The sequence below is a fragment of the Alcanivorax sp. P2S70 genome (assembly GCF_000475295.1).
Lineage (GTDB): Bacteria > Pseudomonadota > Gammaproteobacteria > Pseudomonadales > Alcanivoracaceae > Alcanivorax > Alcanivorax profundi.
Map to the genome: position 1 here is coordinate 93050 of NZ_AXBZ01000025.1, position 24512 is coordinate 117561.

General features: G+C 58.9%; 18 protein-coding genes and 1 riboswitch. Of the genes, 8 read left to right on the plus strand and 10 right to left on the minus strand.

Going from position 1 to position 24512, the window contains the following annotated elements; all coding sequences use genetic code 11:
* Positions 1 to 104: 104 nt before the first annotated feature.
* Positions 105 to 1055: an alpha/beta hydrolase gene (locus Q672_RS26305; protein WP_022985468.1), complete on the minus strand. Its 951-nt coding sequence runs from the start codon at positions 1053 to 1055 to the stop codon at positions 105 to 107.
* A gap of 84 nt (positions 1056 to 1139) precedes the next feature.
* Between Q672_RS26305 and Q672_RS26310 the strand changes: the two genes are divergently transcribed.
* On the plus strand, positions 1140 to 1781 hold the full coding sequence (locus tag Q672_RS26310; RefSeq protein ID WP_235047193.1) for a flavin reductase family protein: 642 nt from the start codon (positions 1140 to 1142) through the stop codon (positions 1779 to 1781).
* A 16-nt stretch (positions 1782 to 1797) separates the two neighbouring features.
* Here the strand turns inward: Q672_RS26310 and Q672_RS26315 are convergent, their stop codons facing one another.
* Positions 1798 to 2136 (minus strand): hypothetical protein, encoded by a 339-nt coding sequence (locus Q672_RS26315; RefSeq protein WP_147393903.1) that lies wholly within the window; start codon positions 2134 to 2136, stop codon positions 1798 to 1800.
* Positions 2137 to 2286: 150 nt separating this feature from the next.
* On the opposite strand from Q672_RS26315, the gene Q672_RS26320 reads away from it, so the two are divergent.
* Positions 2287 to 2718, plus strand: a complete 432-nt coding sequence (locus Q672_RS26320) for an META domain-containing protein (RefSeq protein WP_031226488.1) — start codon at positions 2287 to 2289, stop codon at positions 2716 to 2718.
* A 413-nt stretch (positions 2719 to 3131) separates the two neighbouring features.
* Here the strand turns inward: Q672_RS26320 and fba are convergent, their stop codons facing one another.
* The 4 genes from fba to tkt all read right to left on the minus strand — a co-directional run bounded on the left by fba (position 3132) and on the right by tkt (position 8580).
* The gene (gene fba, locus Q672_RS26325) at positions 3132 to 4196 is read right to left on the minus strand and encodes a class II fructose-bisphosphate aldolase (RefSeq protein WP_022985472.1); all 1065 of its coding nucleotides are present in this window, start codon (positions 4194 to 4196) and stop codon (positions 3132 to 3134) included.
* A gap of 92 nt (positions 4197 to 4288) precedes the next feature.
* Positions 4289 to 5452, minus strand: a complete 1164-nt coding sequence (locus Q672_RS26330) for a phosphoglycerate kinase (protein WP_022985473.1) — start codon at positions 5450 to 5452, stop codon at positions 4289 to 4291.
* A 73-nt stretch (positions 5453 to 5525) separates the two neighbouring features.
* Positions 5526 to 6545, minus strand: coding sequence for a type I glyceraldehyde-3-phosphate dehydrogenase (locus Q672_RS26335; RefSeq protein ID WP_022985474.1), 1020 nt, complete (start codon positions 6543 to 6545; stop codon positions 5526 to 5528).
* A 34-nt stretch (positions 6546 to 6579) separates the two neighbouring features.
* Positions 6580 to 8580 carry a transketolase gene (gene tkt / locus Q672_RS26340; protein ID WP_022985475.1) on the minus strand — a complete coding sequence of 667 codons (2001 nt, stop codon included), beginning with the start codon at positions 8578 to 8580 and terminating at the stop codon, positions 6580 to 6582.
* Positions 8581 to 8764: 184 nt separating this feature from the next.
* Here tkt and Q672_RS26345 point away from each other — a divergent pair, with 184 nt between their 5' ends.
* The 5 genes from Q672_RS26345 to Q672_RS26365 all read left to right on the plus strand — a co-directional run bounded on the left by Q672_RS26345 (position 8765) and on the right by Q672_RS26365 (position 15315).
* Positions 8765 to 9745: a metalloregulator ArsR/SmtB family transcription factor gene (locus tag Q672_RS26345; RefSeq protein ID WP_022985476.1), complete on the plus strand. Its 981-nt coding sequence runs from the start codon at positions 8765 to 8767 to the stop codon at positions 9743 to 9745.
* A gap of 149 nt (positions 9746 to 9894) precedes the next feature.
* Positions 9895 to 11043 (plus strand): methionine adenosyltransferase, encoded by a 1149-nt coding sequence (gene metK, locus Q672_RS26350; protein ID WP_022985477.1) that lies wholly within the window; start codon positions 9895 to 9897, stop codon positions 11041 to 11043.
* An 87-nt stretch (positions 11044 to 11130) separates the two neighbouring features.
* Positions 11131 to 11208: riboswitch (S-adenosyl-L-homocysteine riboswitch) on the plus strand.
* Positions 11209 to 11228: 20 nt separating this feature from the next.
* Complete coding sequence (gene ahcY, locus Q672_RS26355; RefSeq protein ID WP_022985478.1) at positions 11229 to 12617, plus strand: adenosylhomocysteinase; 1389 nt, start codon at positions 11229 to 11231, stop codon at positions 12615 to 12617.
* 113 nt (positions 12618 to 12730) lie between these two features.
* Complete coding sequence (gene metF, locus Q672_RS26360; protein WP_022985479.1) at positions 12731 to 13558, plus strand: methylenetetrahydrofolate reductase [NAD(P)H]; 828 nt, start codon at positions 12731 to 12733, stop codon at positions 13556 to 13558.
* Positions 13559 to 13827: 269 nt separating this feature from the next.
* Positions 13828 to 15315 carry a YifB family Mg chelatase-like AAA ATPase gene (locus Q672_RS26365; RefSeq protein ID WP_022985480.1) on the plus strand — a complete coding sequence of 496 codons (1488 nt, stop codon included), beginning with the start codon at positions 13828 to 13830 and terminating at the stop codon, positions 15313 to 15315.
* A 12-nt stretch (positions 15316 to 15327) separates the two neighbouring features.
* Here the strand turns inward: Q672_RS26365 and Q672_RS26370 are convergent, their stop codons facing one another.
* Together Q672_RS26370 and Q672_RS26375 are read right to left on the minus strand one after the other, a co-directional pair.
* Entirely contained in the window at positions 15328 to 15957 is a 630-nt protein-coding gene (locus tag Q672_RS26370) for an OmpA family protein (protein WP_022985481.1), read from the minus strand.
* A gap of 10 nt (positions 15958 to 15967) precedes the next feature.
* Entirely contained in the window at positions 15968 to 21103 is a 5136-nt protein-coding gene (locus tag Q672_RS26375) for an autotransporter outer membrane beta-barrel domain-containing protein (RefSeq protein ID WP_152521829.1), read from the minus strand.
* Positions 21104 to 21251: 148 nt separating this feature from the next.
* On the opposite strand from Q672_RS26375, the gene Q672_RS26380 reads away from it, so the two are divergent.
* Positions 21252 to 22211, plus strand: a complete 960-nt coding sequence (locus tag Q672_RS26380; RefSeq protein ID WP_022985483.1) for a helix-turn-helix transcriptional regulator — start codon at positions 21252 to 21254, stop codon at positions 22209 to 22211.
* Positions 22212 to 22514: 303 nt separating this feature from the next.
* Here Q672_RS26380 and Q672_RS26385 read toward each other — a convergent pair whose 3' ends face one another.
* Both Q672_RS26385 and Q672_RS26390 read right to left on the minus strand, forming a co-directional pair.
* Positions 22515 to 23714, minus strand: a complete 1200-nt coding sequence (locus tag Q672_RS26385; protein WP_022985484.1) for an acyl-CoA dehydrogenase family protein — start codon at positions 23712 to 23714, stop codon at positions 22515 to 22517.
* Positions 23715 to 23747: 33 nt separating this feature from the next.
* Positions 23748 to 24503, minus strand: a complete 756-nt coding sequence (locus Q672_RS26390) for an SDR family NAD(P)-dependent oxidoreductase (RefSeq protein WP_022985485.1) — start codon at positions 24501 to 24503, stop codon at positions 23748 to 23750.
* Positions 24504 to 24512: the final 9 nt, after the last annotated feature.

Here is a 24512-nt window from a genome sequence, read left to right on the forward strand (position 1 = left end):
GCTTTCCAGCACGCATAAACACGTCAAACACACCTTAACGACAGTGTGGCAGTCCGTGCTTCAGCACAAGTAACAAAGCGTAAAATTGGGCAACCTGACATCTGCTATCCGAGATGCTCATCAAGAATGGAAAAAATTTTCTGACGAAATTCTTCTGCTTCATTCGCCAGTTGATGGCGCGCCCCTGGCAGCATATGAATCTGGGGATCCTCAAATTTTTGGCGAATAACACTCAGGTTGTAACGCCAGTCAACCGTTTCATCCAGATCCCCCTGAATCACCACCGGGGAAAATTTTATCCGAGTTGCTTTCTCGAAACCCGGCAACCATTTTTTCAGCGCACCAACCCAAATGGCCGATACCCGTCTCGCCTGAAGGGGATCTTTTCTTTCCAGAAAATCCAGAAAATCCGGATCATTGGAATTGATGGTAAACACCCGTTTTATGCTTTTCGCAAACGGGCTGATCAACGTGTGCAACCAACGGCCGGTGCTCCACTTGAAAGGCCGAACCAGTGGCGCCAGCAGAATCACTTTTTCAAAAGGATTATCATCGCCATCACCACGACTGGTCAGGTAATCCATGATGATGGCACCACCGGTACTCTGGGCAATCACATGCCAGGGGTGAGGAAGATGATTCGCCGCCAGCGACAGACACTGCTCCAGTACATCCCGGTAAGTGCGGAAATCATCAATCACGGCTTGCGCACCAGAGCTTAAACCATGACCCGGCAAATCATAGGCCAGCACCGCATAACCCAATTCGAGTACATGGCCGATGACATGCCGGTACAGCCCAACATGGTCGAAGTAACCATGGCACACCAGCACCGTACCGCGGGGATGTTTGGGACGCCAGGCATGCACTGAAAGCTGATGACCTGCCGCCTCGAAATAACCAAACCCATGCTCCAGTTCCGGTAGATGGTCGGCAAAGTTCAGACCGTAGTAGGCAACGTATTGCCTGCTGGCATCACTGAGCGGGTCAAATTGCTCCCAGTTCAGGGGCTGCCAATCTTGCAGAATATGGTCACGATCAAAAGGGTTATCCATGGCCGGCCAGGCATCTCCACGGGTTGCTCACGGTATCTACCGATAATACGGTGCGAAAACCAACAGAAAAAGTGACGTAACAGAATGGCTTCTACAATGCAGTTCGATGAGCAACATCTCAAGGGCATGGATCCACGGCAGCGAGTGAATCTGGTCAACAGCCTCTCCGGCTTCAAGAGCGCGAATCTGCTAGCCACCCGGTCGGCCACCGGGCAGGAAAACGTTTCCATTGTCAGCTCCTGCTTTCATCTTGGCGCGGATCCGGCATTGATGGGAATGATCATCCGCCCCCATTCCGTAGACCGGCACAGCCTGGAATACCTTCAGGAAACCGGCGTCTATACCCTCAATCAGGTGCACAAGGATATCGTCGCCCAAGCCCACCAGACCTCCGCCCGCTACCCGCGCGAGGTGTCGGAATTCGATGCCACCGGCCTGACACCAGAGTATCTGGCCGACTTTGCCGCCCCCTTCGTTTTGGAAGCGCACATCAAACTGGGCATGGCCGTGGCGGAAGTTCAGGAATTGGCGATTAATGGAACCGTGCTGGTGATCGGAGAAATCCGCTTCGTCACCTTGCCGGCAGGCGTCATGGCAGACGACGGTTATGTGGACATTGAGGCCGCCGGTACAGTCGCGCTGTCCGGCCTCGACAGCTATCACCGCACACAGCGCGAAGGGCGCTGGCAATACGCCAAGCCCGACAAGGCTCCCGCGACCGTTTAGGGTCGCAATACTCTTCTCATCCCTGAGCGGTCAGGGCCAGCACAGCCCACCAGGCGGTGAGAGCCAGAATCGGCAGCGACAACACCAGACCCCACCAAACCAGGCGGTTCGCCCATGGATTCAGGGTACGGTAACGCAGGGCAAACCCCTGCGAAGCCGGGACTGGCAAGAGCAGGATGGCAAAGCCCCAAAGCCAGAGCTTTTGCCCAAACGCCGTGATCATCAGAGTCAGCCAGCCCATCCAGAGTAACCCGACACCCACCGCGGAAAGGATCGCCAACGGCACTACCAGCCAGGGGTGCTGGGTGTAATACTCCAGAAAGGTATTGAGCATGGCGTTTTCCTGAGGGTTCATGGCATGACCAGAGCATTGTGCCTTCTGCCACGTTAGCGTCAACGGCTACGCACCCTTTCCTTGTCCTGAATCAAGACACTATCGAAACTAATCAGCAAAACGGCACACTAATCTTTTGACAGGATCATGGATCATCACAGGAGCCATCACATGACCCCACGACTTCCCCATATGCTGCTGGCCGTTTCCGCCACCATACTGGCCGCTTGCAGTACCCCTTCCGGCACTTCAACAGAAGAGGCGGCCATGCTTGAACATGAACAGCTCGCCGGGGCAGCCTGGCAGGTGCAACAGCTGAATGGCCAGCCCGTCACCAACGCCACCCTTACCCTGAACTTTCATGAGCCCGGTAAACTGGCTGGCAAGGCTGCCTGCAACAACTACATGGCAAGCTACGAGCAGCTCCCTTCCCGGTTCTCGATCCAGACCGGCGGCATGACCATGAAAGCGTGTCCGCCACCGCTGATGGACCTGGAAAAGCAATTTATGAAAGCACTGAAAAGTATCGATAGCGCCACCATTGATGATCAGGGAACATTGTTACTGAGTGGAGAGGGTGTAGAAATCAAGGCGACGCGGTAATAGGCCTGACGTCTGACGCCAAGAATGAAACCGCTGTGGGAACGTAGCGCAGCGGAGTAACGCACGGAGTGCGGCCCCGAAGGGGTGAGCGCAGCGAATAACTTGCCTGCAAGCAATCCTGCCAACCGCGAGGTAAAGATTTCCAAAACGGGTTTCAACGATCAGAAAACCCCCTGCCAAGCACGTGGGTTGCGGGTCCGCCTCCCGAAACGCGCGATTCGGAACTCGAAACGACGCCCTCGCTTAGACTCGGATCGCCTGCTGGCAGGCTCCTACAGCGGCTCCGAACCAGCGCTTTCGAACCACTAAAAAGGCCGCACCCGATATTCGGGCGCGGCCTTTTTGTTTTCCGCTGGCAACCACCTAAACCGCGTTCTTGCCTGTTGCGTGAAGCGTGGTACGTGCAGCGTCTCTTATTTGACCCGCGGATCCAGCTCGCCGGATTCGTAACGCTGGAACATTTCTTCCAGGTTGATCGGCTTGATCTTGCTGGCGTTCCCGGCAGTGCCAAACGCTTCGTAACGGGCGATACAGATATCGCGCATGGCAGTGACAGATTCCTTAAGGTATTTGCGCGGATCGAACTCGGCGGTGTTATTCGCCAGAAAACGACGAATCGCACCGGTAGAGGCCAGACGCAGGTCGGTGTCGATGTTGACCTTGCGCACACCGTACTTGATGCCTTCCTGAATCTCTTCTACCGGCACCCCGTAAGTTTCCGGAATTTCGCCACCGAATTCGTTGATCACCGCCAGCCAGTCCTGCGGCACAGAAGAGGAACCGTGCATTACCAGGTGAGTATCCGGAATACGCGCGTGGATCGCCTTGATCTGCTCGATGGCCAGAATGTCACCGGTGGGCGGACGGGTGAACTTGTAAGCACCATGGCTGGTGCCGATGGCGATGGCCAGGGCATCCACCTTGGTCTTCTTCACGAAGTCAGCAGCTTCTTCCGGGTCAGTGAGCATCTGCTCGTGGGTCAGTTTGCCCGCCGCGCCGATGCCATCTTCTTCACCGGCTTCGCCGGTTTCCAGGGAACCCAGACAACCCAGTTCGCCTTCCACAGACACGCCACAGGCGTGAGCCATTTCCACGGTACGACGGGTCACGTCCACGTTGTACTCGTAGTCGGTGGGGGTCTTGCCGTCTTCACCCAGGGAACCATCCATCATCACCGAGGAGAAACCCAGCTGGATAGAACGCTGGCACACCGCAGGGCTGGTGCCGTGATCCTGGTGCATCACCACCGGGATATGGGGGAATTCTTCTACCGCCGCCAGAATCAGGTGACGCAGGAAAGGGGCGCCGGCGTATTTACGCGCGCCGGCAGACGCCTGCACGATCACCGGGGAATCGGTCTTGTCCGCCGCTTCCATGATGGCGCGCATCTGTTCCAGGTTGTTTACGTTGAAAGCCGGAACGCCATAGCCAAACTCGGCGGCGTGATCCAGCAGCTGACGCATGCTTACAAGTGCCATTGTCGTTTCCCCTTCGTCTATTCCTGTGCAGGACGACTGCGCCCTGCCTTGAAAACCCGTCGGACGTCCAATCTCAGGCGCCCGATCCACCATTAATCTTTCGCTCGTGCTTCCAGCATGGCCACCGCAGGGAGCACCTTGCCTTCCACAAATTCCAGGAAGGCACCGCCACCGGTGGAGATATAGCTGATTTTTTCGCTGATACCGTACTTGTCCACGGCGGCCAGGGTGTCACCCCCGCCAGCGATGGAGAACGCATCGGAGTCGGCAATGGCTTCCGCCATTTCGCGGGTGCCTTCACCGAACTGATCAAACTCGAACACGCCCACCGGGCCATTCCAGATAATGGTTTTGGCTTCTTTCATCAGCGCCGCCACGATGTGGGCCGTCTGCGGGCCAATGTCGAGAATCATGTCATCGTCGGCCACGTCTTCCACTTTCTTGGTGACCGCTTCTGCAGACTCGGCAAATTCCTTGGCAGTGACCACGTCCACCGGGATCGGGATATGCACCTTGTCAGCAATATTTTTGGCCGCCGGAATCAGGTCCGCTTCATACAGGGACTTGCCCACCGGATGCCCGGCAGCCGCCAGAAAGGTATTGGCAATACCGCCACCCACCACCAGCTGATCGACCTTGTCGGACAGGGCCTCCAGCACTTCCAGCTTGGTGGACACCTTGGAACCACCGACGATGGCCACCAGGGGTTTTTCCGGATTCTGCAGAGCCTTGCCCAGTGCATCCAGTTCATTGGCCAGCAGCGGGCCCGCGCAGGCCACCGAAGCGAATTTACCCACCCCGTGGGTAGACGCCTGGGCACGGTGCGCCGTGCCAAACGCATCCATCACATAGATATCACACAGTGCCGCCATTTTTTGTGACAGCGCGTCATCGTCTTTCTTTTCGCCCTTGTTGAAGCGAACGTTCTCGCACAGCACGACCTGGCCGGCATCCACCTCAACACCGTCCAGCCAGTCCTTCACCAGCGGCACGTCACGGCCGAGCAGCGTACCCAGGTGATCCGCCACCGGCTGCAAGGAAAACTCCTCGGCGTACTCGCCCTCGGTGGGACGTCCCAGATGGGACATCAGCATCACCTTGGCTCCCGCTTTGAGGGCATGCTCAATGGTCGGCAGAGAGGCACGGATACGAGCATCGCTGGTGACCTTGCCGTCTTTCACCGGCACGTTCAGGTCTTCACGGATCAGAACGCGTTTGCCTGCCAGATCCAGGTCGGTCATGCGCTTGAAGTTCATGGTCTTGCTACCTCGTTTGGAACCATCCGCTGAGGATGATGCTGTCGTCTCGGTTTACAGATTCTTGCAAGCGTCAGTCATCCGACGCTTGTTCGGCCATGGCCGCCACCCAGTCCAGCAGGCGGTTGGCATAGCCCCATTCGTTGTCGTACCAGGCCACCACCTGCACCATGTCGCCCTGCACCCGGGTCTGGGTGACATCGACAATGGCGGATTCCGGGCGGTGATTGAAATCCACGCTGACCAGCGGGGCGTCATTGTAGCCAATCAGACCACCAGACGCTGTTGCCTGTTGGTGTAACCACGGGTTGAGACTGGCTTCGTCCGGTGTCTGTTCCAGTCGCAACGTCAACTCCACCATGGCCACGTTAAGGGTAGGCACACGGATGGAGCTGCCACTGATCTTGCCTTCCAGCTGCGGCAGCACCTGCTGCACCGCGCCAATGGCACTGCTGGTGGTGGGCACGATGTTCTGTGCCCCGGCCCGACCCCGGCGTGGATCCCGGTGGACATGGTCCAGCAGGGTCTGGTCCGAGGTGTAGGCATGGATTTCCTTCATCAGCACTTGCTGAATCCCGAAGCTTTCATCCAGCCGTGCCAGCAAGGGAGCAATGCAATGGGTGGTGCAGGAACCCGCAGACATCACCTTGTGGTCGGCCGCCACCGTCTCGTGGTTGACCCCATAGACCACCACCTGATCGGCTTGATCAAACGGCACGGCGCCAATAATCACTTTCTTCGCCCCCGCGTCCAGGTGCCGCGATGCGCCGGCATGGCTGCGAAAATGGCCGGAGCATTCCAGTACCAGATCCACCTCCATCTCGGCCCACGGCAACTGTTCCGGCTTGGGCTGCTCCAGCAGGCGCGGCGCTTGCTGGCCAATGCGCAGCATGCCTTCGATCAGTTCCGCCGGCTCCGCCAGACGTCCGTGGGTGGTGTCGTAGCGGGTCAGGTAGAGCAAATCTTCCGGCCGCCCCTTGTCGTTGATCGCCACCAGGCTGAACGGCGCCTGCCACCCCGCCCCCTCGCGCTCGGCGAGGGCACGAACAAAGGAACGACCGATACGGCCGTAGCCGTTGATGGCAATCCTCATAGCAGTCTGACGTCCGGCACCCGGCCCGTTTCTATCAAAGCAAGGACTCCACAGCACCCTGCACCGCTTCGGCGGTGATGCCAAAGTGCTTGAACAAATCACCGGCCGGGGCAGAAGCGCCGAAGCTGGTCATGCCGACCACCTTGCCGTCCAGGCCAACAAAGCGATACCAGTAATCGGCGATGGCCGCTTCGACCGCTACACGGGCGCGCACGGAAGACGGCAGTACGCTTTCCTGATAGGCCGCGTCCTGTGCCAGAAACTCTTCAACGCAGGGCATGGACACCACACGAATGTTCTTGCCCGCCAGCGCTTCGGCCGCTTTCACTGCCAGCTCAACCTCGGAGCCGGTGGCGATGATGATCGCATCGGGGGTGCCTTCGCCGGTCTGCAGCAGGGTATAGCCGCCCTTCTCGATCGCGGCCAGCTGCTCACTGCCACGCGCCATGCAGGGCAACCCCTGACGGGAGAAGATCAGGGAAGAGGGGCCGTCCTGACGGAGAATCGCTTTCTTCCAGGACACGGCAGATTCCACCGTGTCACAGGGACGCCAGGTGCGCATGTTCGGCGTCAGGCGCAGGTTGGCAATCTGTTCGATGGGCTGGTGAGTCGGACCATCTTCACCCAAACCAATGGAATCGTGGGTGTACACCAGAATGTTCGGCTGGTGCATCAGTGCGGCCATACGTACGGCATTCCGGGCGTATTCCATAAATACCAGGAAGGTCCCGCCGTAAGGACGCAGGCCGCCGTGCAGGCACAGGCCGTTCTGCACTGCGGTCATGCCGAATTCACGCACACCGTAGTGAATGTAATTGCCGCTGGCATCTTCGGCGCTTACCGGCTTGCAGCCTTTCCACAGGGTATTGTTGGAGCCGGCCAGGTCGGCAGAGCCACCGGCCAGTTCCGGCAACAGCGGGCCGAAAGCATCCAGGGCATTCTGGCTGGCCTTACGGGTGGCCACTTTTTCGCCCTTTTCCTGACACTCGCGGATATAGGCATCGGCCTGCTCGGCAAAATCCGCCGGCAGTTCGCCCGCCTGACGGCGCAGGAATTCAGCGGCCAGCTCTGGATATGCGGCTTTATACGCCTCGAAGCGCTGCTGCCACTCGCCTTGCGCTGCCGCACCGGTATCGCTGGCATCCCAGGCCTGCTTGATGTCTGCAGGAATCTCGAACGGCCCGTGCTGCCAGCCCAGCTCCTTGCGGGTCAGTGCGATTTCGTCGTCACCCAGCGCGGCACCGTGAGACTCTTCCTTACCTTGCTTGTTGGGGCTACCAAAACCAATGATGGTCTTGCAGCAGATCAGGGTCGGCTGGTCGGTGTTGGCGCGGGCATTCTCGATGGCGACCTTCACCTCTTCAGCATTGTGGCCATCCACATTGGGGATCACCTGCCAGCCATAGGCACGGAAACGCTCCACGGTATCGTCGGTGAACCAGCCTTCCACTTCACCGTCGATGGAGATGCCATTGTCGTCGTAGAAGGCAATCAGCTTGCCCAGCCCCAGGGTGCCCGCCAGGGAGCAGGCCTCATGGGAAATGCCTTCCATCATGCAGCCGTCACCCAGGAAGCAGTAGGTGTTGTGATCCACGATGGTGTGGCCGTCACGATTGAACTGACCGGCCAGCATCTTCTCGGCCAGCGCCATGCCCACGGCGTTGGCAATGCCCTGCCCCAGCGGACCAGTGGTGGTCTCGATACCTGGGGCATCGCCGTATTCCGGGTGACCGGCAGTGGGGCTGCCCAACTGACGAAAGTTCTTGATGTCCTCGATGCTGACCCCGTAACCGGACAGGTGCAGCAGGGAGTACAGCAGCATGGAGCCATGGCCATTGGACAGCACAAAGCGGTCACGATCGGCCCAGGTCGGGTCCTGCGGGTTGTGCTTCAGGAAACCGCGCCATAACACCTCGGCGATATCGGCCATCCCCATGGGGGCGCCGGGGTGGCCGGAGTTGGCTTTTTGAACCGCATCCATGCTCAGGGCACGGATGGCATTGGCGAGATCACGGCTGGCGGGGGCACTGGACATGCAGGGCTCCAAACTGACTGGTGGCTGAAAAGGGGCGCTATTGTCCCTCAAGGGCGGGTTACGGGCAAATGTGATGAAGGCGAGCAGCCCCGTGGACCAGAGACCAGACCGGCACCTCGATCCGGCACACAAACCTATATCAATTTATTTTGATTTAGATATGAAATGCCGTAGACTCCGCTCCATGACTGCATTGGCCGCCACCCCTCCGGCACTGCCGGACATCACCGATCATCTGGCGGGCTTTCTCAAGGCCGCTGGCGATCCGTTGCGTCTGCAGGTTTTGCAGGTGCTGGGCCAGAGCAGTTTCGGCGTTCTGGAGCTGTGCGACATCATGGCCATGAAACAATCCGGCATGAGCCATCACCTGAAAGTGTTGGCCAGAGGCGGCCTGGTCGAAAAGCGGCGGGAAGGTAACTCCATTTTCTACCGCCGCCGCCTGCCCCAGGCGGAGAACGTAGAAGGCGCCATTCACAGCGCCTTGCTGGACGAACTGGATGATGGGGCTCTGGACGACGCCGTGGCTGCGCGTCTGGAGCAGGTCCAGCAGCAACGGGCCGAGCAGAGCCGGGTGTTTTTTGCCCGCCATGCGGAGCAGCATGACGCCCAGCAAGAGCTGATTGCCGATTACGAGCAATACGCCGAGCAGGCCTGCGAGCTGCTGTTGCGCGCCTGCCCCGAGGGCAAACGCGCTCTGGAGATCGGCCCCGGTGACGGCCGCTTTCTGTGCGAACTGGCCGGGCATTTTGAACAGGTAACGGGGCTGGACAATGCCCAGGCCATGCTCGAACGTGCCCGCAAAACCGTCGCCAAACGGTCAAATGTGCAACTGATACTGGGTGACTGGCCCGATAGCGCCCGCACCCTGCCCACAGTGGATGCCGTGGTGCTGAACATGGTACTGCACCACCTGCCTGCCCCGGCCAGCGCCCTTCGCGCCGCCTCACGGCAGCTGAATGATGGCGGCACCCTGCTGATCACCGACCTGTGTCATCACGATCAGCACTGGGCCCACGAAGCCTGTGGCGATTTCTGGCTCGGCTTCGAGGAAGCCGATCTGGTGGACTGGGCCGGCCGCGCAGGCCTGGCCTTACAGGAAAGTCAGTTCCTTGCACTGCGAAATGGGTTTCAGGTGCAAGTGAGAACATTCAAGCGCCTTGATTAGGGCACGAAGATTGTTCCAGGTGTTATTACTTGGAGAGGGGTCGGACATCTGACATCGAAAGTCAGGGGACGAAATCCAACCCGCTCTGTTTTTTAGCGTAAGACTTCTGACGTCCGACGTCAGACCAGCAACCAAGGAGCACTCCAGCAATGAGTGAATATTCCATCTTTACCTCCGAGTCCGTGTCCGAAGGCCATCCCGATAAAATGGCTGACCAGATCTCGGACGCCATTCTGGATGCCATCATCAAGGATGACCCCCAGGCACGCGTTGCCGTTGAAACCCTGGTGAAAACCGGCATGGCCGTTGTCGCCGGTGAAGTACGTACCAATACCTATGTGGAACTGGAAGACATCGTTCGCCAGGTGATCCTGGACATCGGTTACGACAGTTCCGAAAAAGGCTTCGACGGTGCCAGCTGTGCGGTACTGAACGGCATTGGCAAGCAGTCTGCCGATATCGCCATCGGCGTGGACGAAGCAGAAGACAAGGATCTGGGCGCAGGCGATCAGGGCCTGATGTTCGGCTTTGCCACCAACGAAACCGACACCCTGATGCCGGCACCGGTGTATTTCTCTCACCGTCTGGTGGAGCGTCAGGCAGAACTGCGCAAGAACGGCACCCTGCCGTGGCTGCGTCCGGACGCCAAGAGCCAGGTCACCCTGCGCTATGACAACGGCAAGCCGGTGGCCGTGGAAGCCGTGGTGCTGTCCACCCAGCACGCGCCGGAGATCAAGCTGGCCGAGCTGCGCGAAGCCGTGATGGAAGAAATCATCAAACCGGTATTGCCGGAAGAGTGGCTGCACAAGGACACCCTGTACCACGTCAACCCCACCGGTATCTTCGTGATCGGTGGTCCCATGGGCGACTGTGGCCTCACTGGCCGCAAGATCATTGTGGACACCTATGGCGGCATGGCCCGTCACGGTGGTGGCGCGTTCTCCGGCAAAGACCCGTCCAAAGTGGACCGTAGCGCAGCTTACGCCGGTCGCTATGTCGCGAAGAACATTGTTGCTGCTGGCCTGGCCAGCAAGTGTGAGATCCAGGTGAGCTACGCCATCGGTGTGGCCGAGCCCACCTCTATCTCCATCAACACCTTTGGCACAGGCAAGCTCAGCGACGAGGCCATCGTGACACTGGTACGCGAACACTTCGACCTGCGTCCGCGCGGCATCATCGAGATGCTTGACCTGCGCAAGCCGATCTATCGCCCCACCGCCAGCTACGGCCACTTCGGCCGCGAAGGCTTCAGCTGGGAAAAAACCGACAAAGCCGAGGCACTGGCCAAGGCACTGTAAAACCTGCCGCAGGAGTGGCGCGTCGCTGCAAATTGCCGAGAGGCTTTCACGGCTCACGCGCCACTCCTGCAACACAATTTTGACTCACCCCGCGAGGGGCGCTGCAGCGGCTGGACCGCGAGGCTCGCCAGGTGAGTTCACACGATAGAACGGCGCCCATTCGTCATAAACGAATGGAGACTCTCATGAACGCGAAAGCGGACACTTTCACCGACTACAAGGTCGCTGACATTTCCCTGGCCGCCTATGGCCGCTCCGAAATCGATATCGCTGAAACCGAAATGCCGGCACTGATCGCCATCCGCGAAAAGTACCGTGCCGAGCAGCCGCTGAAAGGCGCTCGCATCATCGGCTGTATCCACATGACCATCCAGACCGCTGTACTGATCGAGACCCTGCAAGCACTGGGCGCGGAAGTGCGCTGGTCCTCCTGCAACATCTTCTCCACCCAGGATCACGCCGCTGCCGCCATCGCTGCTGCCGGCACGCCGGTCTTTGCGTGGAAAGGTGAAACCGAAGAAGAGTACATGTGGTGTATCGAGCAGACTTGTCGCGACGGTAACGGCGAACTGTGGGAAGCCAACATGATCCTGGATGATGGTGGCGACCTGACCGGCTACATCCACGAGACTTACCCGCAGATGCTGGACAACATTCACGGCGTCACCGAAGAAACCACCACCGGTGTGCACCGTCTGTACGAAATGCTCAAGAAAGGCACCCTGAAAGTGCCGGCGGTGAACGTGAATGATTCCGTCACCAAGAGCAAGAACGACAACAAGTACGGCTGTCGTCATTCCCTTAACGACGCCATCAAACGCGGTACCGACCACTTGCTGTCCGGCAAAAAGGCCCTGGTCATTGGTTACGGCGACGTTGGCAAAGGTTCAGCCCAGTCCCTGCGTCAGGAAGGCATGATCGTGAAGGTCACCGAAGCCGATCCGATCTGTGCCATGCAGGCCTGCATGGACGGTTTCGAAGTGGTGAGCGCCTACAACAATGGCGTGAATGACGGCACTGCAGCCTCTGTGAACGCCGAGCTGCTGGGTACCACCGACCTGATCGTGACCACCACCGGTAACTTCAATGTCTGTGACGCCAACATGCTCAAGGCGCTGAAGAAAGGGGCTGTGGTCTCCAACATCGGTCACTTCGACAACGAAGTGGACACCGCTTTCATGCGCGAAACCTGGGAATGGGAAGAAGTGAAGCCACAGGTGCACAAGGTGTGGCGTAACAAGGCCGAAGGCGACTTCCTGCTGCTGCTGTCTGAAGGCCGCCTGGTGAATCTGGGCAACGCCACCGGTCACCCCAGCCGTATCATGGATGGCTCGTTCGCCAACCAGGTGCTGGCGCAGATGTACCTGTTCGACCAGGCCTACGCCAGCCACTCCGACACCGTGAAAGCAAACATGCTCAAGGTGGAAGTGCTGCCCAAGCATCTGGACGAAGAAGTCGCCCGTTACATGGTGGAAGGTTTCGGTGGCGTGATCACCCAACTCACCAAAGAGCAGGCAGATTACATCGGCGTGGACGTGAACGGCCCGTACAAGCCCGAGCATTACAAATACTAAGTCGGACGTCTGACGTCGGAAGTCGGATGCCAAAAGCATCAGACCGCCGACGTCCGACCCGGCCATCGAAAGCACTACGCTTTCAACAACGACAAACGCAAATGGCAAGCACCATGAAACGAATCAGTTTTGAATTTTTTCCGCCGAAAACCGATGCGGGAAAAGAGAAACTACTGGCAACACAGAAGAAATTGCTGGCCAAGAATCCGGACTTTTTTTCCTGCACCTTTGGTGCCGGGGGCTCCACCCGTGACAACACTCGCGATATGGTCAACAAGCTGCGCGCGCAGCATGGCGACACCGCTCCGCACCTGAGCTGTATCGGCCAGAGCAGGGACGAAATCCTGGAACTGGTGAACGGTTACAGGGAGGCCGGCGTCACCCGCATTGTTGCCCTGCGTGGCGACCTGCCTTCCGGCATGGGCTACGCGCAGAGTGAAATAAAGTACGCCGACGAGCTGGTGGCCCTGATCCGCCAGGAAACCGGCGATCACTTTCAACTGGAAGTGGCCGCCTACCCGGAAATGCACCCGGAAGCACGCAGCTTCGCCGACGACATTGATCACTTCAAACGCAAGATAGACGCCGGCGCCAACAGCGGACTGACGCAGTATTTCTACAACGCCGACGCCTATGGTTACTACCTGGATGCGCTGCAGAAAATTGGCTGCGACGCGCCGGTTTACCCTGGCATCATGCCGATCCTGAACGTGGCCAACTTGCTGCGTTTCTCTGCTAACTGCGGTGCTGACGTGCCTCGCTGGCTGAGCTGCAAACTCAACGACCTCAAGGATGATGATGCCGCGGTAAAAGCCTATGGCGAAGAGGTGGTCACCCGCCTGTGCGAGCGACTGCTGGCCATGGGAGCTCCGGGACTGCACTTCTACACCATGAACCAGGCCGGCCCCAACCTGCGTATCCTCGACAACCTGGGACTGTGATGTAACCCCCGGAAGTGGTGACGCCTCTATATCAGGGTCACCACCGAGGGCACAGAGATCACCGAGACAACACAGGCATCTCTGTGGGTACGCCCCATACCGGATTGGTCCTCATCACCAGCAAGGGTTCATGAAATCCCGCCACTCCGCGATACGCCATTTCTTACGCGTTACGATCCAGCGTCTTACAGCGTTTGACGGTGAACGCGCACAGCGTTATTGCCCACCGACTTCTACACTGCGTCCTGTCTCAATGACCGGAAGAACGTGTGACCCACGCCTTGCTCTACAGCCGCGCCCCGGTGGGCATTGATGCCCACGAAGTGCGCGTGGAAACCCACCTTGCTCCGGGCCTGCCGGCCTTCACCATTGTCGGCATGGGCGACACGGCCGTGCGCGAGAGCCGCGACCGTGTACGGTCCGCGCTGGTCAACAGTGGCTTCGACTTTCCCCAACGGCGCATTACCGTCAGCCTGGCCCCTGCCGACCTGCCCAAGGATGGCGGCCGCTTTGACCTGGCCATTGCCCTTGGCATTCTGGTGGCCAGCGGCCAGCTGGGTACCGTCGCTACCGACCGCTATGAATTCATTGGTGAGTTATCCCTCAACGGTCAGCTCAACCCGGTATCCGGCATGCTGCCTTCCTCGCTGGCCTGCCTGGCGGAAGATCGCAGCCTGATCGTCGCTGCCGATAATGCCGAAGAAGCCAGCCTGCCCGGCACCCCCACTCTGGCTGCCAGCCAACTCGCCCGTATTGCGGCCCACCTGACCGGCCAGCAGCCCCTGGAACCCCATCCCTGTCAGCCTCCCTCCCAGCAACGGAACGAAGGAGGCTGCCTGTCCGAAATTCGCGGGCAACAAACGGCTAAACGGGTACTGGAAATTGCTGCCGCGGGTGGCCACTCGCTGTTATTGTGCGGGCCGCCTGGTGCAGGCAAAAGCATGCTGGCCTCCCGCCTGCCCGGCCTGATGCCTCCCATGCGCACCCGACAGGCCCTGGAAGTGGCCGCCATCCACTCACTGAAACAACCCCGCAGCAGCCAACAGTTTTACCAGCGGCCCTACCGGGCACCCCACCACACCTCATCGGCCACCGCCCTGGTCGGTGGCGGCAGCTACCCGCGACCGGGCGAAATCTCCCTTGCCCATCACGGTATTCTGTTTCTCGATGAGTTACCCGAGTTTGACAGAAAGGTGCTGGAGGTCATGCGAGAGCCATTGGAGACCGGCGAAGTCAGCATTGCCCGTGCCGCCCAGCAGCTCACTTTCCCCGCCCGCTTTCAGCTCATTGCCGCCATGAACCCCTGTCCCTGCGGGTACCTCGGCGACCCGGACAAAAGCTGCGGTTATCGCTGTGAAAAAGCCAAACGTTACCAGGGGAAATTGTCCGGGCCGTTGCTGGACAGAATTGATCTTCATCTGGATGTTCCGGCCGTCAATGCCAAAGAATTGCTGGGCGACCGGGAAGGCGAAACCAGTGAGCAGGTCGCAAGTCGGGTACGCCTCGCCTGGCAACGCCAATGGCAGCGCCAGCAATGCCTCAACCGGGAGCTGCGCAGCGACAAACTGGACCCGATGCTGCGGCCTCATCGCGACTGGCTGGCAGGCGTCATGAACCGCCTTGGCCTTTCCGCCCGCGCCCTGCACCGCAGCGCCAGAGTGGCGCGCACCATTGCCGATCTGGCCGGCAGCGCAGAGGTGGAACGCGATCACCTGCGCGAAGCATTAAGCTATCGGCAGAACGTGCAGCAGGGCTAACGGATTTCGGTCTTATTGAATACGCAACTCGACCCGTCGATCTTGCTGATAGCAGGCTCTCATCTCATCAGCCGGTACCGACTGGCAATGCAGCCCCGAAACGCCCGCATCCTCGCCGTGACCCTCGACCTGCAGAGCAGCAGTACTGTCACCTTGTTCTTCCCACCAGCGAGCTACCGCTCGCGCACGCTGTTCAGCGAGGTTCCGGTTATAACCGGCAGGCCCCAACGGGTCACTGTAGCCATTCACCGTCACCACCACCTCCCCTTCAAGCTTGGCCACCGCCTGGTACCAGGCTTTCAGCGCGATCCGGGCTGCCTCGCCCAGCACCGCTGAGTCAAACGCAAAGGTCACCCGCACAGGCGCCGGTGCGACATTCTCTGCGACTGCGTCGCGGCTTGACGCTTCACCCTCCACTGCCACAACCGGCTCCCCTGTGATAGCCACATCACATGCTGGCACCGCCTTGTCTTCCGTCCAGTCCGCCGTCCGCCAACAATGGCCGTCGGCGGTTTTCAACAACTGACCCTTTCCGTCGGTGCGATACCCCGGCCAGGGATCGTCAGGCGCCTTGCCCGCACAGCCCCCCAGAACCAGAGCGGCACAGCTGGCCACAGCCGCCAACACGTTGCTTTTTCTCATGGTTAATTCCTTACCAGGTCAGGTTGGCGCTGAGCAGGCCACCGTGGCTTTCGGTGTCTCCACCAAAGCGCCCTCGATACCCCAGCCAGAGGGAAAAATCCGCCGTCATAAACCATTCGGCACCGGCATTGGCGGCCAGCTGGGTATCGTCCTGGTCGGCGCCGTACACGGTGAAGCCCTGCTGCGCGCCGGCAAAGCGAGCAGTCTGTTCGGCCTGGGTATCGCCAAAGGGTTGCACCACCGCCAACCCGCCTTCTGCCACCAGCCAGTCGCCCCCCACCACAAAGGCGCGTGACAGGTCCGCCCCCAGCCAGGCTTCGCCACTGTTTAGCTCACTGTCGTCCACAGTCAGGCCGGCGATGCCGCCGCCGGTTTCGCGAAAGCCGTCCCGCTCGATACGGGTCATGGAAACCATCGCATAGGGATGCAAACCATTTTCCCCCCAGGCCAGGTCCCAACCGGATTCCAGCGCCACCCGCAGGGCCTTCACGCTGCTATCGGATTCCGCTGGTGCGCCCAATACCATGCGCTGCTGGGACACATCGCTGCTGCCATAACTCAGATCGCCGCGCAGGAACCAGGCCCCCGCACTGCTCCAGCGGCCATACAGGCCAGCAAACCACGAGGACACATCACCATCGGCCTGACGATTGTCGTAATCCAGCGTGCCATCCGCACTTCCCGCTGCAACACCTAGCAGCCAGTGATCCCACTGATGATCGACACCCAGTGCTAGCTGGTCTCCCCGGAAAGCATAGGCTGCATTGCCGATATCTTCCTGGCTATCCTCTTCAAAACGGGAGGATTGGGCCTGCACCCAGACACCGTTACGCTTGCCCACTGCACCAGCACTCGCGGTCTGGTTTACCGAACTGGCTGCGGCGGCCTGCGCATAAGGATTGGAAGGCGCCGCCAGCGCCTGCAGTTTTCGTGACAAGCGTGTGTCCATGCCGCCGCCGGAATGACCACCGGCATTTCGGCCACGCTGACGCATGCCGATGGCGAATCGTTGCTGCAGTTGCTGCCCAGCCGTTAAACCCGCCAGCAAACTGTCACCACTGAATGCCTGGAACGCATCAGCCGCCTGCGTTTTGCTCATCTGCAAGACCTTCCGATAGAGACTGTGGGTAATGGGCATGCCATCCACATTCAAGGCTACCGCACGCTGGTTTTCAGTCAGTGCGGCGCTGGCAAACGACAGATCATTGCGCAGCAATTCCAGCGACGCGGTATTGCTGCCGTAGCTCAATACCGGGTTCAGGAAGGCATAGTTAGACGTAACACCATCGAACTGGCCGTTGATGCCACCGGCAGCGTTGAGAAAGGTATAGGTGCTAAAAGGCTGGTAGGTGCCGTCGTTGCCCACATGCAGCACCGAGCCTGCCAGATTGGCCTGGCCGCTGACCTCGATCCGGTCGCTGTTGATGCTGGCCGGATCCACTTCCAGTGCCAACTGACTGCCACTGTTGAAAGTCAGGTCACCGTTGATGTTCAAGGTGCCAATGGAGTTGCCTGCGGCCAACGTACCACCGGACTCAATGGTGGTATCCCCCACCTGGCCGGTACCGCCGAGCACGGCGTTGTTTTCTACAGTAAAGGTACTATTGCTCCAGTTGCTGTTGGCGTTGACGCGCCCCTGCTGAATGACGGTATTGCCGCTGAAGGCAACCGCATCCTGCTCCAAACTCACGGCTCCACTGCCGGTTTTTTCCAGGTCGCCGCTACCGGACAGGGTGTTGTCAAAAATACCGTCCGCCGCTTGATCCAGCACCAGTCGAGACTGGTTCTCGATGGTGGCGCTGCCAAAGGCATTCGCGTCACCGATCAAGGCGCCATTAAGTAGACGGAAATCGCCGCTGAACAGCGCATTATTACCGGTCAGTCGAACCTCGCCCCCGCCGCCCATATTGATCAAGCCGGAGCCGGACAGGTCATTGCCCAGCTCGGCTTGCCCGGCATCTAGCAGCGCAAGATAAGCGTTATTCTCGATGAAACCGGAGCCCAATGCGCTGACCTCACCCTGCACAATGCCGCCGGCAATCATTAGGCCGCCGGAGAAGTCATTGCTGCCTTCCAGGTCCAGGGTGTTGGGGCCCTTCACGATTAGCGCCCCGGTACCGCTCAGGTCGCTGCGGATAGTCGCATCCTGATACATCACGAGGGTGCCGCCCTGGCTGCCCAGTGCCAGTTGATAACGATTGAAGAGGCTGGTCATTGCTGCCCCCTCTACATGGAACGCACCACCGTCCAGAACAAGGCGGTTACTGGCATCCCCCAACGCGTCATGCTGCACAGTACGCAGGGTGCCGGCAGTGATAACGGTGTCTCCGACATAGTCGTTGCTGCCCCCCAATACCAGCGTGCCTTCTCCGGTTTTCATCAAGCCGTTGCTGCCACTGATTACACTGCTGATAGAGGCTTCGTAGCCACTACTGGCCGCACTGCCATCGCCAACACGAATTTCACCGCCCGCACCAGTCAGCGTGAGGCCGTCACCCTCTACGTGGTAACCATCGCTGGCGAACTGAATCCCTTGCGCTTGCACCGCGCCATCCGCGTCGGACACCGTTACCGTGCCGGCATCCCCCGCAAAGATGGCAAAACCCGGGCTGGGGATCATGGGGCCGGTGACGGTGCCAGTGGCATCGGCCCAGACAGAGTTACTGGCCGTCCAGGTGCCGTTGCCTCCGCCCTGGGTGGTGCCGCTTGCCAAGCCGTTGGCATTCCAGAAATTCAGCGTCATGTCGCCGGTGTTGAGCAGATTGATCTGCCCGGGGCCGGACAGGTATTGCAGGGTGAGTGATGAGTCCGGGTTGGCCAGTTGCAGGCCGCCGTTGCTTTCGGAAAGCGTGCCGGTGTAATCAAACAGGCGATACAACCCCGGGCCGAAACTGCCAGCATCGTTGAGCGTCAGCGTCGTGCCATTGATGGCCAGATCACCGTTCACGGAGACACTGTCACTGGAACCCGGCGTGGAGAAATCACCGCTTGGCGCACCGAACTGGAAATCCAGCAAACTGCCCTGTTCCAGGGTCAGATTACCGTTGATAGTGAGCGCACCCAGACCATCCCCCGGTGCCAGAGTACCGCCTGACAGTACGGTGGTATTGCCCAGCGAACCATTACCGCCCAGCAGGCCGCCATTGCGGACAGACATCATCAGGCCATTCATGGCACCGTTTACGTACATCCCGCCTTCGTAGACACGGCCCTCGCCGTTAATGGCATGGTTTGCCGACAGATAAAAATTGCCGTCACCGAATTTGAAGAGATTGCCGTTGCCGGAGATCACGCCATCGTAGTGATAGTCGTTACCCCGATCGATGATGAGGTTACTGGCTGCTGAACCATTGAAGACCACGTCCCCAATGATAGATCCCGTATTCCCCCCGTTTCCCAGTGTCAGCTGAAACAACTTGTCAGTGCTTCCAGAGATATAGGTCGTCCCCGTAAAGTCATGATCCGCCGTCCAGATGATGCGGCTGTCAAACAGGTTGACGTCTCCGCCACCCGAAATCCTGCCGTCATACTGGCCCGTACTGTTGTAGAAGTAGGTTAATGCTGAGACAGCATCCAGAAGGATGTCACCGGCAAAGGTATTGGCCGAAAACACGTTCACCATGCCATTCAGGATAAGAGTAAGCCCGGTGTAAGTCTGCGGGTTGCGGACGAAGATCGGCCCTCCCTGCCAGGACACATCGCCACTGCCACTGATCTGGCCGTAATAATCTGATACTCCCAGAGAATCCATCACTCGTAAATGCGCATCGTTGCGGATATCACCACCAAGAGTGCTCAGCTCACCACTCAGTGTTCCTTCCCGCACCCACCAGTCCTGAGCGCTTGCGCCTGTCAGCGTCCAGTTGCTGACACCGGTTTTTTCGTACCCTTCAAAACCCTGAAAGGTAACTCCCACAACACTCGTATCGAAGGTGCCATCATCATCCCCGCCCAGCGCCAGCACATCAATGCTGCCATCGGCCAGCACATTGCCACCCAAGCTGTAACCGCTTTCCAGGGTCAGGCGGTTGTAGCCACCGGCAAAGTGAATGGCGGTGGACTGGTTGGCCCCGGGGTTCACGGCCCCCGCCAGGGTCATATCCAGATCGGCCCCGGTGATACCGTATCCGCCGATACCATGGGTGCCCGGAGAGCCACCGGTTCCGCCCTGGCCCCCATCCCCGCCTACAACCCGCGCACCGGCACTGATGGTGATTTCGGCACTCGCGTCGGCCTGAATGCCTGCGCCGCCGTCTCCGCCATCGCCGCCAATGCCCTCTGCACCGCCCGCGCCGCCGTCGCCACCGTTACCGCCAAGAAATTCCGCACCGTTGAACAGGGTGAAGCGATCCCCCGCAGAGGTGATATGCAATCCGGCCCCGCCATTGCCGCCGTTACCGCCATTACCGTAAAAGTAATCCGAGAAACCGCCCGCCCCGCCATCACCGCCCGAGGTATCAAAGGTGAAGTAGTAATCCCCTGGACTGAGGACAGAACCAGCGCCGCCATCACCGCCGTCACCACCATGGCTAAAGGGGCGCGAGGCATCCCCCAAGGAACCAGGCAGGTTCACAAAATTAATCCCCGTGGCCGAAATTGGCGTGCCCGTGATATTGGTAATCTGCAGATCCAGGAAGTTCTGCGCGCCCTCGATGATTAGCTGGTCACCGCCCGACCCGCTTTCAGTCACACTGGCGCTCATCTCAAAGGGGGTGATGATCTGGTCAATGGCTGCGGCCAGATCAATCAGTTTATCGCCCGTATTGATGGTGATATTGGTAACAACACCATTCACCGTGACGCGGAGTTGGTCACCATTATTGATACCCGCCAGGGAGGTCAGATCCGTTATGTCCGCGTCAATACCGGTTGTGGTCGACGCTTCATAGGCAGGAGCGTCCGAGTAAACAAGACTGGCACCATCGCCACCGTTGCCCCCATCATCAAACGGCCCGCCGTCACTGCCATCCTGCCCCTGCCCACCGGTCACACCGTCATGCCCACTGCCATCGGTACCATCCGCCGCCGCGCTTGCTGCTCCCGGCAGCAGCAACAAGAACGCCAGCGCCGTCCCGAAAGCACACAGTATTTCTGCGCGAACAGCGTGAGACTCGCCACCATGGTGACGTCGATTAAAAAAAGACATGACCTACCCCGACATGATTTTTTTGCTTCTGCGTTGTAGGGTAGAGATCGGCTTGAGTGAGAACCACTTGCTGCCTATGTCATTTTCCGGGGTTTTATCATTTTCCCGGGGCTTTCATTCTTTTTAGTGCCTTCAGGCCATTTTCATTATGGAAAATCAAAACAACAACGAAACGCCATCCAGCCTGGTGGTAGCCCATATGAATGGTGGCCAGACCTTTGATCTGCCCGGCATTCGCGGACGCATGGAGCGGCTGCAGTTTGCCAGCGGCATGGTGCTGTACCGCATGGAATACGAAGCCCTGGATGACTGCCATGTGCAGGTACAGAACAGTTTCAGTGAGCCCTGGATCGGCTCCGCCATGCACCTGCAAGGCCATTCTGAATTGAGTTACCCCAATGGCAACACCTTCAGCCTGAGCAACGATTCCGCCTTGCTGATGCGTGTGGATCCATCAGGCAGCCGCTTCCGGTTGTTCAAGGGGCAACTGATTCGCCATGTGGGCGTGGCATCCACGCTTGCGCCCTTGCTGGAGCGCTTCGGTGGCGAACTACCGGAAAAGCTATCGCTTTTTCGCGACGAAAATTTTGGCGAGATTCAGATTGGCCAGTCGTTTTCCCCCAGCAGCCGTTTACGGCAACTGGGCGGAAACCTGTTTGATCACAACGCCCGCGGCACTGCCCGCATGCTGAAACTGGAAGGTATTGCCAACCTGTTTCTGGCAGAAATCATCGAGCTATTCTGTGATGATGACTTTAATGAAGATCGCATTATTGTCTGGGAAAAGCAGGCGCTGACGGATATCATCAACCACATCGAAAACCATCTTCACGATGACCTTTCCATCGCCCCCCTGGCTAGCCAGGGGGGCATGACGGAGAGTCGTCTGGATCAACTTTTCCGGCAAAAGTTTCACCTCAGTTGTGCCGAATATGTGCGCAACGAAAGAATGACCGCCGCCAATCGCTGGCTGGAAGGTGGCGAGCTATCGGTGAAGGAAGTCAGCGAAAAAATCGGCTACAGCCACGTCAGCAATTTCTCCCGCGCCTACCGCGCGCGGTTCGGCGAAACCCCGGCTCGAACATTGCGCCGGGCGACCAACGGGTAACACCAATCAAAAAAAATCTGGCGCTCTTTAGGTGCGTCGCTTGAGACGCCAACCGGGCACAGCGAGGCGAACGAAGGGTGTTTTCAGTACATACCTAACGAACCCGTATATCTCTGATCGCCCTCTGCCGATTCCGTGCTTCGCACGGTTCGTTTCTCAAGCGGAACTCCTACAATAATCGTTTGAGCGGCACTCACGATTCTGGCACTAAAAAAGCCCCGCAAATGCAGGGCTTTTTAGTTTTGCATGATCCGTGGTGCGTGAAGCGTGTTGCGTCTCACGTATTGCCGCTGCGAAGCAGCGCTACACGCCCCACTTGAAGAAACCGCGTTTCTCTTTCAGATAGAAACGGGACAGCACCATCTTGTGCACCTCGCTGGCGCCGTCTACCAAACGGGCCTGACGGGCATAGCGGTAGATCCACTCCAGCAGGGTATCCTTGGAGTAACCGCGAGCACCGCACAGCTGAATGGCGGTATCCGCGGCCTTGTGCAGAGTATCGGCCACGTGGATCTTGGCCATGGAAATTTCTTTCTTGGCGAAGTCACCCTGATCCAGCATCCAGGCAGCCTGCATGGTCAGCAGACGGCCCACTTCGATTTCCTTGGCCACATCACCGAGCATCCACTGCACGCCTTCGTGCTCGGCCAGCGTGGTGCCGAAGCTCATGCGGTTTTCCACATAGCCTGCCGCTTCTTCCATGCAGCGCTTGGCCAGACCCAGCCAACGCATGCAGTGGGTAAGACGGGCCGTGCCCAGACGGATCTGGGTAACCTTGAGACCGTCGCCCACTTCCAGCAGGCGGTTTTCGTCCGGAATCACCAGCCCATCGAATTTCAGTTCACAGTGACCACCGTGCTCTTCCGGACCCATGATCGGGATACGACGTACCACTTCCCAACCGGGCTGGTCGGCATCGAACAGGAACGCCGTCAAACCCTTGCGCGGATCGTCGCTGGTCTTGGCGATCAGGATAAAGGTCTGCGCCCCTTCGGCACCGGTAATAAACCATTTGCGGCCATTGATAACCCAGTTGTCACCGTCTTTGGTGGCGGTGGTATAGGTCAGTGACGGGTCAGAACCGCAACCGCCATCGGGCTCGGTCATGGCAAATGCGGAACGCACCTTGCCGTCGATCAACGGCTGCAACCAACGCGCTTTTTGTTCGTCATTGAGAATCTTGTTGAGCAGAATCATGGTGCCGTCATCCGGCGGCGCGCAGTTGAACACCACCGGGCCAAACGGACTGCGTGCCGCTTCTTCATACAGCACGGCCATGCCGGCCACACCCACGTCCTGACCACCACGTTCCTTGGGCAACTGGAAACCCCACAGGCCCTGGGCCTTGGCTTTGTCGCGCAGTGCGTCGACCACGCTTTCCTTGAAGTTTTCGTGCTCGTCGTAGTTCGCCTTGTCGCTTTCCAGCGGCATGATTTCCGCTTCAACAAACGCCGCCACTTTCTGACGCAGGTTTTCGATTTCCGGGCTCAGGGAGAAATCCATGATCTGTCCTCGGTGAATTCAGTGAAACGCTGTTTACAGCGTATTGCAGAGGTGCCCGCCATCCACGGCGATGATGGCACCCGTCATGTAGGAAGACGCATCCGATGCCAGCAACAGCAGCGGGCCGACCAGTTCATCGATTTGTCCGAGACGGCGATAGGGGATGCGCTTGAGCATTTTTTCTGCCTGCGGGCTATCGAAGAAATCCTTGTTGATATCGGTTTCGACATAGCCGGGGCAAATGGCGTTACAACGAATGTTGTAGCGGGCAAAATCCAGTGCCAGGGATTTGGTCAGCTGCACCACCGCCGCCTTCGATGCGGTGTATGCCGCAACACGGCCACCCACACGCAACCCCAGAATCGAGGCAATGTTGACCAGACTGCCAGGACGCTGATCCTGCTTCCATTTCTGGATCGCAAACTTGGAGACCGCCCAGACCCCTTTCAGGTTGGTGTCCACTACCGCATCCCACTCTTCTTCGGTGAGACTGTCAGTGGGGCCTTCGTGGGAAATGCCCGCGTTATTCACCACCACATCCACTGGCGGCATGCTGTCGAAGGCGGCACCCACACTGGCGTGATCACTCACGTCCATGGCCACCACCGTGGCCTCACGGCCAAGCTTGCGCACCGCCTCTGCGGTCTGCTCGAGCTTTTCCACTCGACGGGCCGCCAGCACCACATCCGCCCCTTCCTCTGCCAGGGCAACGGCAAAGCGGGCACCAAAACCACTGGAGGCACCGGTAATCAAAATTCGTTTGCCGGCCACACTGAATCGCTGGGTCATAACGCTCTC